The following is a 14,477-nucleotide window of genomic DNA, read 5'->3' on the forward strand; positions in this document are numbered from 1 at the left end:
AGTTCTTGATACTCTATTAATTAGTGTACCTCACAAACCTCGAAAGTGCTGTATTTTCATTTTCTGCACTTTCCTAAATCCTTTTCATCACTCATCCTAACTCCAATACTGTTGAGGTGCATTTCCGTGAACTTCTAAAATCTTCGGTTTTTGGATTTTGCTATCAAGTGGATTAATTGCTTCTAACTGCACATCAAATTTCTAGTTGTCACAAAAATCATAAAGATAGGTCATTTTACCACCCGGTTCTAGATATAAATCTAAATTCTAAATTCACAATTTAACCTTCTGTGCAACGTATTTTATTTATACTATTAATACAGAATTTCTCCTGATAAACATTGACGTGCCAAGTATCACAACAGGACTATCAATACCGTAAGTTTAATGAAATGCGAATGATAATATTTTCACCTTCTACTTGACTAATCCCAGGAATTTGATATGAATAGTAACACTCGCCTACAGATGATTTTAGCTGAAACACGTATTTATACAGTATTAAGAGCGATCGCTCAACTAAATCTACCTAACTGGTGGTTAGCCGGGGGTGCAGTCCGAAACACCGTTTGGTCTTCAATTTTTGGCAATGACTGTGGGTTAGGTATTAAAGATTTTGATATTGCATTCTTTGATATAGAGGGAAACCGTTCCCAAGAACTAGCAGCAAAGGCGATTCTCACAAAACAATTTCCTGATGACGAGTTTGATGTCAAAAATCAAGCCAGTTTTGCTCGTTGGCGGCTTGGTAGCAGACCTTACACTAGTACAGAGGATGGCATCACAGATTGGCTGCACACCGCTACTGCTGTGGGAGTTCGACTAGATACCCAGGGACAATGGCAATTTTTCACACCCTACGGGTTGGATGACCTATTTGATGGCATTATTCGACCTACGCCAACGCATACTCATAATTTGGATGCCCATAAAAAAGCATCTGGATTTTTACAGAAGTGTCCTTATCTGCGGTTGGCGTAAAAGTTACAATCACATTTTAGCCACTAGTTTCTATTACAAAAGAATAATTACTTGTTAATGTACAAACCTTAAGTACGGAATCCCAATGTTAATAATTTGATCTTGCTGGGAATAATTAAACTAGAACCCCTTTCACCGCAGAATGGGTATGACACTAATTTTATAACTTTATAGTCAAAAATCAATGCCAAATCGTACTGGATACCAAATCAACTCCACTCTCCACGAAGGAATCCAAACAATTATTTATCAAGCACAAACGCCAAAGACGCAACAGCGAGTTATCCTCAAGCTGCTTAAAAATGAATATCCGACCCTTGAAGCCTTTACTCGCCTTAAAAATGAGTATCAAATTCAACAAGGTTTAGACCATCCCAATATAGTTAAAGCTATCAGTCTAGAAACCTTTGAAAACCGTGTAGGATTATTGCTAGAAGACTTTGGCGGCCAGTCTTTATCTCAACTGCTCCAAACAAAAAAACTTGACTTAATTAACCATTTAAAAATTGCTATTCAACTTACTAAAGCTTTAGATTATTTGCATAATAATCAGATTATTCATAAAGATATCAAACCTAATAACATCATAATTAACTCCCAGACAGGTATTGTTAAACTCGCTGACTTTGGTATAGCCTCCCGTCTCAATAAAGAAAATCCCCAATTTAATAACCCTAACTGCGTCGAAGGCACACTTGCCTATATGTCTCCTGAACAAACTGGGAGAATGAATCGCATTCTTGATTATCGTACTGACTTTTATTCTCTTGGTGTGACTTTATATGAAATGCTCACTGAGAAAACACCATTTGTTAGCCAAGATCCCTTAGAAGTAGTTTATAGTCACATTGCAGTTCAAGCGAGAAACCCGCAATCATTAAATTCAAAAATTCCTGCCGCCATCTCTAAAATTGTAATGAAGTTGATGGCAAAAAATGCGGAAGATAGATATCAAAGTGCGACAGGATTATTGGCAGATTTAGAATCATGTCTCAAGCAGTTAGAAACAAAGGGAATCATTACTGATTTTGTGCCAGGTCGTTTAGATATATTGAGCCAGTTATTAATTCCTCAAAAATTATATGGTCGTGAAGAACAAGTTAATGAACTTTTAGCTGCATTTGAGCGAGTTTCATCTGGAACTAGTGAAATGATGCTAGTTTCTGGTTATTCTGGGATTGGCAAATCAGTTCTAGTCAATGAAGTTAATAAACCAATTACTCGTAGACAAGGGTACTTTATTTCTGGTAAATTTGACCAGTTAAAACGGAATATACCTTATGCTTCTTTAATTCAAGCCTTTGCTTACTTAATGCGATATTTGCTGACCGAGAATAATGAAAAAATAGAAATATGGCGTAGTAAAATATTAGCAGCTTTAGGAACAAATGGAAAAGTTATTACTGACGTAATTCCAGAAGTAGAATTAATCATCGGGACACAGCCGGAAGTTGCCCAAATTGGGGCTACAGAATCACAAAATCGTTTCAATCATGTTTTTAAAGAATTTATCCAGGTTTTTACTCAAAAAGAACACCCATTAGTCATCTTTTTAGATGATTTACAATGGGCAGATTCAGCTACTTTAAATCTAATTCAACTGCTCATAACTGATATAGACAGCAAATATTTTTTATTTATTGGGGCATACAGAGATAATGAAGTTAGTTCAGCACATCCTTTAATCCAAAAGATAGAAGAAATTAAAAATAGTGGTACTGTTGTTAATAATATTGTATTGCAACCTTTAAATTTAGATAATGTCACTCAACTAGTTGCCGAAACTCTTCAAGAAATAGAGGTTAGGCAGGATGAAGAAACAGAAGTCTTTAAAAAAGAAATTATTAAGCTAGCTGAGTTAATTTATAACAAAACAGGTGGGAACCCATTTTTCATAACACAACTAATTCAAGTACTTCATCAAGAAAAATTGTTAACGTTTGACTTTGCTAATGCTAAATGGCAATGGAGTTTAAAGGATATTCAAGCAATTGGAATTACCGAGAAGAATGTAGTGGAATTAGTTGCTAGCCGAGTTGAAAAACTACCAAAGTTCACCCAAGATGTTTTAAAATTAGCAGCTTGTGTGGGTGACAGATTTAGTTTGGATGTTTTATCGATAGTCAATGAAAAATCACCTTCTTTGACAGCAAATGATTTACACTCAGCTTTGCAAGCAGGATTAATTCTGCCTTTAAATGAAGCTTACCGCATCCCTTTAGTTTTTAATCAAGAAGAAGCGGTTAATTTAAATTTCGACACTTCACGGGTGGGTTACAAGTTTTTGCATGACAGAGTACAACAAGCAGCATATTCGTTGATTCCAGAAGAACTGAAAAAATCTACTCACCTGAGAATTGGGCAATTGCTTCTTCAAAATATACCTAAAGAGGAAATAGAAGCTAATATTTTTGATATCGTCAATCAGTTAAATGTAGGTATTGTTAACCTGGTAGAGCAATCTGAAAAAACTGAATTGGCACGATTAAATTTAATTGCAGGACGAAAAGCTAAAGCTTCTACAGCTTACGAAGCTGCTCTTAAATACTTCACAAATGGAATAGAACTTTTAAATATAGACGCTTGGCAAACGGAATATACCTTAACCATCGGTTTATATGAAGGAGCCGCAGAAGCAGCCTATCTGGGTGGTGATTTTGAGCAGATGCAAACTTGGGCTGAGGTGGTGCAGCAAAAAGCCAAAATTCTTTTAGATAAAGTAAAAGTCTATGAAGTACAGATTATCGCTTCTATCATTCAAAGCAAACAACTGGAAGCCATTCAAATAGCAGTATCAATTCTGCAATTATTAGGAATAAATTTTCCAGACGAACCGACATCAACTGATATTCAGCAGGGAATGGATGAAATTGCTGTTTCTTTGAAAGGGAAAGCCATTGCAGATTTAATTAATTTACCATTAATGACCGATCCTAACAAGATTGCAGCGATGAGAATCTTAATGGGAGTTTTACCTGCGGCTTTTCAAACTGCTCCGGCAATGATGCCAATTATTGTCTGTAAAATGGTTAATTTGTCCTTAAGGTATGGAAATACAGCTGTATCTGCTTATGGTTATAGTCTTTATGGATTACTTCTTTGTGGAATTCAAGGAGAAATTGATTCTGGCTATGAATTTGGGAAATTAGCTTCACATCTGGTGTCACAATTTAATGCTGAAGAACTCAAGGCGAAAATTCTGACGGTTGTTAGTGCCCATGTTATGCATTGGAAAGAGCATGTTAGAGAGACATTAACATCATCAATGTCAGGATATTCTAGTGGTCTGGAGACTGGGGATTTAGAATATGCTGGTTATTGTGGTTACATTTATCCCTATCATTCATTTTGGCTGGGTAAAGAACTTTGGGTTCTAGAAAAAGAACTGATAGCTTATTGTGATTCGCTGAAAAAAATCAATCAACAAGTAGCTTTCACTTGGAACTCAGTGTATTTGCAAACAGTTTTGAACTTGAAAGGAAGTTTTGAAAATGCGGACTGTTTAATTGGAGAAGCCTACAACGAGCAAAGTATGCTGCCAATTCATCAGCAAGTAAATGACCTTTACACAATTAACCATTTATTTGTTAATAAGCTAATGCTCTCTTACATATTTGGAGAGTATTTTAAAGCTGTAGAAAATGCTGCGATCGCAGAAAACTCTTTAGGTGGTGTTACAGGGTTGTTTGTTGTCCCAGTGTTTTATTTCTACGATTCTTTAGCCCACTTGGCAATATATCATACTGCTAAAGAGTCTGAGAAGCAAGCTATTCTAGAAAAAGTTCAAGCTAATCAGCAAAAGATGGAACTCTGGGCTACTCATGCTCCTACCAATCACTTACATAGATTTTATCTCGTAGAGGCAGAACGGTGTCAGGTTTTGGGTCAAAAGCTAGAAGCAATGGACTATTATGAAAACTCGATTGCCAAATCTCAAGCAAACGGTTTTCTCCAAGAAGAAGCTTTAGCCTATGAGTTAGCTGGAAAATTTTATCAGTTTCTAGGTAAAGAATTAATTCATCAAACTTATATAACTAAAGCCTATTATGCCTATATTCGTTGGGGTGCGATCGCCAAAGTTAAACACCTAGAATCAAAGTATGTTTTTCTAGTAGGACAAACTACTACCATAGAAAACACTAGTTCAAAACTTGATACAACTCATATTACCACTAACACTACTACCAATAACAGCTTAAGCGATTTTCTAGATTTTAATGCATTCATCAAATTTTCACAAGCGATTACTAATGAAATTGTTTTAGAAAATTTATTGGGTAAGCTAATCCAAATTTTACTAGAAAATGCTGCTGCCCAAAAAGCAGCACTACTCTTACTTAAAGATAATCATTTGTATATTGAAGCTTCTGGAAATGCTACTGATGATGTGGTGACGGTTTTACGTTCTATTCCGGTTGAAACCTATCAAGATTTACCACTGTCTGTGATTAATTACGTTCTCCGAACTCAGCAATATATTGTATTAAATGATGCAATAATTACAGAGCCTTTTAATTTTGATATCTATATCCAAAAATCTCGAACAAAATCAATCTTTTGTTTGCCGATTATGTACCAATCACAGCTTACTGGTATTATTTATTTAGAAAACCAGTTATCATCAGGGGCTTTTGTTCCAGAAAGGGTAGAGGTATTAAAAGTCTTAGTTTCTCAAATGGCTATTGCAATAGAAAATGCCAGTTTGTACACAAAGGCGCAAGATAAATCTAAAGAGTTAGAACAATCGATAAAAGATTTACAAGAGGCGCAACTACAACTTATCCAAAGTGAAAAAATGTCTTCTCTGGGTAATTTAGTTGCAGGTGTAGCACACGAAATAAACAATCCCATTGGTTTTATTACAGGTAGTATTGCCCAAGCAAAAGATATTGTTAAAGATTTAATAGACTATCTGCAACTGTACCGAGAAAAATTCCCCAATCCTGGCGCTGAAATTGAAGAAAAAGCTGAAGAGATAGATATAGATTTTCTGCTAAAAGATTTACCAAAAATGATTGATGGTATGACAGTGGGAACACAGCGTATTCGCAATATTAGTACATCTCTTCGTACTTTTTCTCGTGCTGATACTACCTCCAAAGTATTAGCTAATATCCATGAAGGTATTGATAGTACCTTGATGATTTTACAACATCGTCTGAAAGCCGATGGTAATCGTCCAGCAATTAAGATTATTAAGCACTATGCAGATATCCCATCCGTGAAATGCTATTTGGGACAATTGAATCAGGTGTTTATGAATATTATTGCAAATGCAATCGATGCTTTAGAAGAAGCAAATATCGGTCGTGATTTTTTAGAAATTCAAGAAAAGTATCCTAATATTATTACTATTGAGACTTCTCTACAAGTAGATAATGAAAAGGTGGTAATCAAGATTCAAGATAATGCCAAAGGAATGCCTGAAGCAGTTAAAGAATGCATTTTTGAACATTTATTTACTACCAAATGTGTAGGAAAAGGTACGGGATTAGGATTATCCATTAGTCGGCAAATTATAGTTGAAAATCATGGTGGAAATTTGATTTGTGAATCAGTCTTGGGACAAGGAACACAATTTATAATTTTTATTCCAATTTTGGGGGAATAAGGAATTTTTGATAGTTTTGCTTAAATTTCGGTATGGATGCGGATGGTTTGCAGTATTCTTGATTAAATTAGTTTATATCTGCATTGGCAATTTTGAGTAAGTGAATTTTCGATAAATTTACTGTTTCTCAAGGGTGATGGTTGCGTAAGTCCTGTATGTAAGTAGTGACTTTATTACTTAATCAAATCAATACAAAGTTAGTTACAATTAGCACTTGTAACTTATTAATTAACTGTTATAACTAATTGTATACATCAACTCTTGTATGTACTAGCTTTATCATTTACTAGAAAAAAGATTTTCTAGTAGATATAAAAGTCAATTACTAGTGAAGTCTACAAGCATATTAGACAGTTTTGATGGGCTAAAAATATTAGCCCAAACTTTAGTTTGTAGTAAAGTACAAGATGCAAAAATCGTAAATAATTGAGGGAATCATCTTGTGGAAAAAAGAAGAGAAAATGGGGGAATAGTTTCAAAAGCTATTTCGTTCCTGTTAAATCGTATAACTTTAATTGCGCTTGCAGTTATTCTTGTGCTGTTTGTTGGAGGTAAGTTTGAGGTAGCAAGTGCAACTCAACCTAATGCAGAATTAGAAATTCAAAAATTAACATCCTGTTACGCCCTGGGAACTGACGCTATTGGTAGAGGAAATCTCCAAGAAGGAAAAAATATTTATCGGGATTGTTTTACTCAAGATTCAGTCCTTACCGCCATTTTTCCTGATGGGGCAACTCAAACAAATTATGGGACAGATTCTTGGGCAGATTTTGTCTATTCAGTATTTCAAGGAAATGGTTACACGGCTACTCAACACTTGATGGGTACAATAAACATTTCAATTCAAAATAATCAAGCAACGATGACTTCTTATCTCCATGCGACTCACAAACGCTCGGAAACCAGCATTGATGTCGCTAATGGCACTTATGAAGATCAAGTCGTTAACAGAAATGGGCGTTGGAAAATTCGTAATCGTACTCTCAAACTCATCGATTTCTTGAATCTCAGTTCGCCAACTACTGCTTCTTCAAGCACTAATGCTCGAAGTGCTAATTCCTCAGCTACCTTTATAAGACCAAATATACCTCGTATAAAAGAATAATTCTTGAGACCAGAATGATATTAATAGGGGTTGGATAAGTATTTTTTACCTCCCTAATAACCTGTAAAAAGGGGTGAATTCCAATATTCACACCCTTTTCCCTTTTTTATTTGCCACTTGATTGAAACATAGTGCAAGGTCGAATCCAGTCTGATATTCAATAATTAGAAGCTTTAACAAAGTTTTGCCGTCAGCTTATATTCTGTTTGATGTATGAATAGAGAAGTTCGCGATCGCTTTGAGGATTTACAATTAAGCACGGACTATTACCGTGACTTCCATTACTTACAATAACTACAGTAATGCCCATCCGGGGACAAACTCCTAAACAACTGGTGCTAACTACCCGAAAATCACCCCATAATCCCTCAAACTTTAAACGAGATTTCAACCAATTCTCTAAATCTTCGGAAGCGGTTGAGCCTAACCGCTCGTTTGCACATTGCGAACACACAAGCACCAAACCAGATTCCCATCGGGGAGAAACAGTTGAAATAGAAGTTTCTAATCGAGTATTTATTAGAGGTGGTAGTTGCTGAGAATTGGATGCAGACCTCTTGAGGATACGTTTGAGTAATGCTTTAATACGCTGTAGGAATTTTTTCATAGACTACCCCACCTATTTATCTGACAAGATAGTGTAAATTTCCTGTTTAGTCTGTTCTATTAGAACACCCAAGAAATGCTAGTCTATGCCAAGTCGTTTGTAGACGATGTAGAATTTTCACCTATGGACGCCTAGAGGACATGATATTACTATCTTTAATTGCAACTCAGTATTACAATCTAGGGGTTCCCACTCGCTGGGGAAACTATATGGAATCAAAACATGACTAAGCTGATTGAATACGAAGAAGCCAGCGACGAAGTACGTGCAGTGTATGACGACATCCGCGTTACACGTCAGAATGACTACATCAATAACTTTTGGAAAGCCATAGCCAACCATCCTCCCACCCTGCAACGAACGTGGCAAGCGTTGAAGGAAGTGATGGTTAGCCCTGGTGAGATCGATCCATTGATGCGCGAACTGATTTATATTGCTGTGAGTGCAACGAATGGCTGTGAGTATTGCATCGCCTCGCACACAGCGGCAGCACGTGCCAAGGGTATGAATGATACTATGTTTGGGGAACTAATGGCGATCGCAGCTACTGCTAATATGACCAATCGCCTCGCCAATGGCTATCAAATTCCGGTGGACGAGAAATTCAAGACGTAGGAATTTAGCCTTGTCTATCCCTACTTAAAAATAAGGTTTAGCAAAATCATTTACTATGCCCAAGGTTCAGATTAACGGGATTGATTTGTTCTACGACATTAAGGGAACAGGTGAGCCTTTGCTATTAATAGCTGGCTTTCTTTGCGATCATGCTTATTGGTCGCTGATTATGCCATCGCTGGTTTCGCAGTATCAAGTCATTCGCTTGGATAACCGAGGTATGGGGAGAAGTTCTGCTCCCGAAAACCCCTATAGTCTGAAGCAGATGGCTAGTGACGTTGCAGCATTGCTCGATCGCATCGGCATCGATCGGGTGCATTTAGCAGGTCATTCAATGGGTAGTCAGATAGCTCAAGAGCTAGTGTTAGCATACCCTGAAAAGGTAAAAAGTCTAATGCTACTTTCATCTTTGGCAAAAGGTGATGCATTATTCAACAGCATCATTGAGACTTGGGGCGAACTTCCTAGTCATGTAGACTTAAAACTTTATGAAAAAGTCATATTGCCCTGGATATTTACAGATACGTTCTACTCAATTCCTGGCACGATCGAAGGTCTGATTGAATTTGCGATCAGATATCCTTTCCCGCCTGCAACTCATTCACTTTATCATCACAGCCAAGCCATCCTTAGTAGTAACACAATAGACCGCCTCCAAGAAATTCATTGTCCTACCTTAGTTCTGGTTGGTAAACAAGATATTCTCACTCCGCTAAAGTTTTCTCAACAACTTGCTCAAGGTATTCCCAATGCTGAACTTGTAGTCATCGAACGCGGTGGTCACGGCTTCTTGATTGAGTCGCCGGATGCTGTAGTTTCAGCCATACTCAAATTTCTGGGGAAGTTGAAGCCAACTTATAGCAATTTTTGATTATTAACAACAGAGGTAGAAGGTTTTTGTTGACGCAGGTCTGGGTTGCCGAGTCGCGCTGGACGTTTTTTATTCATGATGTATCACTAAGAACATCTGGTTTGATGTTCTTAGATGACATCTTCTGCAACCTTTTTGCTTAAGTTGACATCAATGAGTATTGCTCTACCCTTACGAGAAATCTATATAACTCTAGACTGGATTCTGATAGTTTTGCTATAAGCCTTCTGATAGTGTATTTCTCTAAACAAAAAAGTTTAGTCTGGGGATGTTTAGTTATAAAAATGAGAGGTAATAGTTATGCCCAGTGGACATGCTAACCATAAAGGAACTTCTGATAAACCCAATGTTAATGCCAATGGAGTAATTGATGATGCTGCTGATAAATCATTAAACCCTGATGATCTCCTGTCGGAAGAGCAAACTAACACAGAAGTCCATAGAGTCGAAGAAAGTGTTAAGTTTCCTCCTGCTACCGAACGTCCAGGTGAAAAATCAAATACTAGTACCTGAAGTAACTATAGTACTCATATTTGATTTTTGAAATATGCGTAGTGGCATGGCAAGGCTAAAATATTGCAAAAAAATTGTAGGTTGGGTGGAGCGGAGCGCAACCCAATCTACAAGCGCGGCAAGTTGAATTTATTGGGTTGAATAATTCTGTTAATGATTAGATTTTAGTCTTTGTGAGTTTTTTAAACCCAACATTTTAAGCATGTCACGCTACTACGTCTAACTTTGCCCCGCTACGCTAACACAATTAAAAAACTTAGAGAGATCAAGTTTTTCAGGGTTTACATCTGTTTCATAACTTTAGTGAATTGGTATTACGCTTTGCTAGCGCACCTCATATAATCAATTTCTTTTTTTTGGCGAAGGTATTGAATATACAAAAATCCCCCTTTAACCGGACGGGATAGAGGGGGAGATAGCTAAGGTCAGATGCTGTGACCAATGCCGAAGTTAGTCCGGTACTGGTGATCGGCAACGATAAAGATGACTGCGATCGCTAAATGGTGATGAGTATTGAGGATAAAACAGGTTTAATTCTTAGACTTACATCATTAGACGGTATGATGCAATTCATTTCCATAGAAGTAATAAACTAATTAACGACTGCTATTTCCATCTAACTATTGGAGTATATTTGTATTAAATGAACTTGTAGTCTTAAATACAGTGTCAAAGCTCCAAAGGTTACCAAATTTTTTATGAAAATGAGCTTAAGATTTTGTAAGTATGTGGCATAAGAATAATGATTTTTTAGCAAAATAAAACAAAAAATTAAGCTCAACTTTATCTATAGCAATCCGAATTGAAACGTGAGAAAACACTGAGATTAAAAGTGGGTGTTTTAAAGCCTTTCAGCGATTTTCTCTCTCACGAATGATTTAGGATTGCTATAGAAGTAGTTAGTAAGCTGTAATCCTAGTAATTTGTACTTATTATGAAACCTAAGTCAGTTAAATTAATTAGGGGTTAACAATTCCGTAGTAAATGGCGACAACAAATAAGAAAGTAGCCAATATAACCAGCGTAAAACCATAGCGAACTAGTGGATTAGGTAAGTCCTGATTGGTGATTACACTATCCCTTTGTGCCTGAGTAATAGGCTCAGATTTCCCGGTTTCTTGAGGATTCATATCGCTAGCTGTGTTCTCTGGCAGAGGAATATTATTTTCTGTTATTTTGTTTTCAGTCTCTTGGGATTTCATGGGCTTTTTTTCGTGTCCTTCTAGCTTTTGTGCTTTCATAGTTTCAAATATTGGCTAACGCTTACATCGTTCTTGAGAACTACCTTGGCTTGATGTGCGGTTCACCTAAAGGGGTTAGTCAATGTAAAGTCGATCTGTAATGACAAATACACTTTTCTATGCAACTGGATGAAATTTAAATTTTTGAGTTTTTAGAAAATTACTAATTCGGCGAAGTGAGTATATTTACTAGTGATGCTTTACAGAGAAAAAGGCCAAGGGATTATAAGTACTAGTTGTAAATATTGAAATGCCAAACTCGATATAATACCGTACTCACGTTTTTTTCAAACCATAGACATACGCATATAAACACAGATGAATCTCATAATTGTCTGTATTCATCATGTAGTTACTAATTTTGTATGAATGAGGAAGTCTCCAAAAAGCTCGAATTAATCAGACAAACCTTGCATGAATCCGAAGTGCAAGGCCTGCGTTTGCGTGGTACAGACTGGTTTGCCTGGGTGACGGCTGGCGCTTCTAATACCGTGCTGCTGACTGCTGAAACTGGTGTAGCAGAAGTATTAGTAACTACTGAAGATGCCTGGGTATTGACGGATGAAATTGAAGCCCAGCGTCTTCAGGATGAAGAACTGCCAGCTAATTTTAGGGTATATGTGAACCCTTGGGCTGATTATGCTGCCCGTGAGTCTTTTGTTCGTGATGTAACTGGTGGTGGAAAAACAATTAGCGATCGCCCCATCTCCAATTTAGAAAAACCGTTACCCCCAACTCTGCAAAATCATAAACGGGTAATGATGTCAAGTGAATTAGAGCGATATCGTCAAGTCGGGCAAAAAGCTAGTCAGGCAATGACAGAGGTACTCAAAGCCGCCAAGCCAACTTGGACAGAATATCAGTTAGCGGGTGCAGGTGCAGAGGCTTTATGGGCGAAAGGGTTGCATCCAGCGCTGACACTGGTAGCGGGTGAAAGACGTTTACCGCTGTACCGTCATGCAACAGCCACCGGAGAACAGATTGGACAGCAAGCGATGCTGGTGTTTTGCGCAAGAGGTTACGGTTTGTATGCAAATCTAACGCGATTTGTTTGTTTTGGTAAGCTTTCAGACGAACGAGCCGAATTACATTCCCATGTGCGCGAAATAGAAGCAGTAGTTTTGAATTTGTGCCAACCCGGAACCAGTCTCGATGCAGTTTATCACGCCCTAACTCAGGCTTATGAGCAGCATGGATTTCCTAATGCCATCCGCGAACACCACCAGGGAGGAACCACTGGATATCTGGCGCGAGAAATCGTCGCCAATCCAACTACTACTGATACTTTGACAGAAGGTATTGCTGTTGCTTGGAACCCTAGTTTACCAGGGGCAAAGGTTGAAGATACTTTTGTGATTCTCAAGGATGGAAAATTGGAAAATTTAACTTTCGATCCAAATTTTCCTAATGTTGAGGTAGAAGGAAGGTTACGCCCTGTACCTTTGTACAATTAAAAATTATGGATTTTCAACAAGTATTCGGGAAACCATCTGAAACTGAAGCCAGTGCGCCAGGAAGAGTAAATTTACTAGGCGAACATACCGACTATAACGATGGCTTCGTTCTGCCAACTGCGATTCCTCAATCTACGACGGTAGAGCTAGGTTTGAGTAGCGATGGCCATCATCACTTTCACTCGGAAAATCTCAACGAGCAAGTGAGCATTTTAGACAATCATACCCCGTCTGGATTTGCTAGTTATATTTTTGGCTGTATTGAGGTTTTGCAAAAAGCAGGACACACAATACCATCGCTTTCTGTATACGTCAAATCATCGGTTCCGATGGGTTCGGGTTTGTCTAGTAGCGCGGCTTTGGAAGTGGCAACGCTGCGGGGATTACGCCAACTTCTGAAGCTTCCCATTGATGACGTTGAAATTGCCCAATTTGCCCAGCAAGCAGAAATTCAATATGCTGGCGTCCAGTGCGGCATCATGGATCAGATGGCTTCTAGTTTGGCTGATACTCAACATATCTTGTTTTTAGATACCCGGACTTTAGAACGCCGGGTGATGCCTTTGCCTGAGAAAGCAGAGATTTTGGTTATTGATAGCGGCGTACCCCGCACCCTTGCCACTAGCGGTTATAACCAGCGTCGGGCTGAGTGTGAAGAGGCGGCGCGATCGCTAGGAGTTAAAGCACTACGAGATATTACTGACGTTGAGGTAACAGAAAAACTGCCCGAACCTCTACGCCGTCGTGCCCGTCATGTGGTTACAGAAGATAACCGCGTCTTGGAAGTATTGCAGGGAGTAACATCTGAGCGCTTTGGCGAATTGATGAACGCATCCCACGCCAGTTTGAGAGACGATTACGAAGTGTCCGTACCTGCGCTGGATACTCTAGTCGAATTGTTGCAAAATACTCGGGGAGTGTTTGGTGCAAGGCTGACAGGTGCTGGTTTTGGTGGTGCTTGTGTCGCTTTGGTTGCGGCTGGTGAAGGAAGAAATATTGCAACTCATGTTCTTGAACAATACAAGCAAGCAGGTTACACCGGACAAATTTTGGTTCCTTCTTTGGAGTTAAGTGATGCAGCCTAAAGTTGTTTATGGAAACGCAGGCGTTGAAGGTGTAAATCGTTGGGGATGGTTCATGGGTCACTTTATCACCCCTGAAGACGATCCACGTTCCACGGAAATGCTAGAAGTAAAATGGGCTGTTCACAAAGCAGGTGAAAGTAGAACTGAATGGGCGGTAAATAACCAAGCTGCAACGCTTTCAATTCTCATTCACGGAGAATTTCGCCTGCAATTTGAAGATAGAGAAATTTTATTATCTCGTGAAGGTGATTATGTTCTTTGGTGTGCGGGTGTGTCCCATTGGTGGATTGCTGAGTCCGACTGCACTATTTTGACTGTCAGATGGCCTTCAAAGCCAGGAGATAGTGTTGAATTGGCTGGAGTGTCAAAGCCTTAGTTTGCTAAGTAATTGAGC

Annotated in this window: 11 protein-coding genes and 1 pseudogene; 9 read left to right on the forward strand and 3 right to left on the reverse strand. The window is 38.3% G+C overall.

The window, feature by feature from the left end; translation table 11 throughout:
- Positions 1–444 precede the first annotated feature (444 nt).
- The 3 genes from RMX89_RS29575 to RMX89_RS29585 all read left to right on the forward strand — a co-directional run bounded on the left by RMX89_RS29575 (position 445) and on the right by RMX89_RS29585 (position 7,697).
- On the forward strand, positions 445–981 hold the full coding sequence (locus RMX89_RS29575) for a nucleotidyltransferase family protein (RefSeq protein WP_322691436.1): 537 nt from the start codon (positions 445–447) through the stop codon (positions 979–981).
- A 184-nt stretch (positions 982–1,165) separates the two neighbouring features.
- Entirely contained in the window at positions 1,166–6,592 is a 5,427-nt protein-coding gene (locus RMX89_RS29580) for an AAA family ATPase (RefSeq protein WP_322691437.1), read from the forward strand.
- Positions 6,593–7,034: 442 nt separating this feature from the next.
- Positions 7,035–7,697 carry a nuclear transport factor 2 family protein gene (locus RMX89_RS29585; RefSeq protein ID WP_322691438.1) on the forward strand — a complete coding sequence of 221 codons (663 nt, stop codon included), beginning with the start codon at positions 7,035–7,037 and terminating at the stop codon, positions 7,695–7,697.
- A 190-nt stretch (positions 7,698–7,887) separates the two neighbouring features.
- Here the strand turns inward: RMX89_RS29585 and RMX89_RS29590 are convergent, their stop codons facing one another.
- Positions 7,888–8,304 carry a (2Fe-2S) ferredoxin domain-containing protein gene (locus tag RMX89_RS29590; RefSeq protein WP_322691439.1) on the reverse strand — a complete coding sequence of 139 codons (417 nt, stop codon included), beginning with the start codon at positions 8,302–8,304 and terminating at the stop codon, positions 7,888–7,890.
- 222 nt (positions 8,305–8,526) lie between these two features.
- On the opposite strand from RMX89_RS29590, the gene RMX89_RS29595 reads away from it, so the two are divergent.
- The 3 genes from RMX89_RS29595 to RMX89_RS29605 all read left to right on the forward strand — a co-directional run bounded on the left by RMX89_RS29595 (position 8,527) and on the right by RMX89_RS29605 (position 10,303).
- Positions 8,527–8,919, forward strand: a complete 393-nt coding sequence (locus tag RMX89_RS29595; RefSeq protein ID WP_094350326.1) for a carboxymuconolactone decarboxylase family protein — start codon at positions 8,527–8,529, stop codon at positions 8,917–8,919.
- A 55-nt stretch (positions 8,920–8,974) separates the two neighbouring features.
- Complete coding sequence (locus tag RMX89_RS29600) at positions 8,975–9,790, forward strand: alpha/beta hydrolase (RefSeq protein WP_322691440.1); 816 nt, start codon at positions 8,975–8,977, stop codon at positions 9,788–9,790.
- Between the two features lie 300 nt (positions 9,791–10,090).
- Positions 10,091–10,303, forward strand: a complete 213-nt coding sequence (locus RMX89_RS29605) for a hypothetical protein (protein ID WP_322691441.1) — start codon at positions 10,091–10,093, stop codon at positions 10,301–10,303.
- Positions 10,304–10,731: 428 nt separating this feature from the next.
- Here the strand turns inward: RMX89_RS29605 and RMX89_RS34620 are convergent.
- Positions 10,732–10,812 (reverse strand): annotated as a pseudogene (locus RMX89_RS34620) (hypothetical protein); the annotation flags it as partial.
- A gap of 450 nt (positions 10,813–11,262) precedes the next feature.
- Positions 11,263–11,544 (reverse strand): hypothetical protein, encoded by a 282-nt coding sequence (locus RMX89_RS29610; protein WP_322691442.1) that lies wholly within the window; start codon positions 11,542–11,544, stop codon positions 11,263–11,265.
- A gap of 365 nt (positions 11,545–11,909) precedes the next feature.
- On the opposite strand from RMX89_RS29610, the gene RMX89_RS29615 reads away from it, so the two are divergent.
- Genes RMX89_RS29615 through RMX89_RS29625 form a run of 3 tightly spaced genes read left to right on the forward strand, consistent with a single transcriptional unit; the run spans position 11,910 to position 14,459 of the window.
- Positions 11,910–12,998, forward strand: a complete 1,089-nt coding sequence (locus tag RMX89_RS29615; RefSeq protein WP_322691443.1) for a M24 family metallopeptidase — start codon at positions 11,910–11,912, stop codon at positions 12,996–12,998.
- A 5-nt stretch (positions 12,999–13,003) separates the two neighbouring features.
- Positions 13,004–14,083 carry a galactokinase gene (galK, locus tag RMX89_RS29620; protein WP_322691444.1) on the forward strand — a complete coding sequence of 360 codons (1,080 nt, stop codon included), beginning with the start codon at positions 13,004–13,006 and terminating at the stop codon, positions 14,081–14,083.
- Positions 14,073–14,459, forward strand: a complete 387-nt coding sequence (locus tag RMX89_RS29625) for a signal peptidase I (protein ID WP_322691445.1) — start codon at positions 14,073–14,075, stop codon at positions 14,457–14,459. The genes galK and RMX89_RS29625 overlap by 11 nt, the downstream gene beginning before the upstream one ends.
- The last annotated feature ends 18 nt before the right edge of the window (positions 14,460–14,477 follow it).

It is taken from the genome of Nostoc sp. DedSLP04 (assembly GCF_034530775.1).
In the GTDB taxonomy this organism is placed as follows: domain Bacteria; phylum Cyanobacteriota; class Cyanobacteriia; order Cyanobacteriales; family Nostocaceae; genus Nostoc.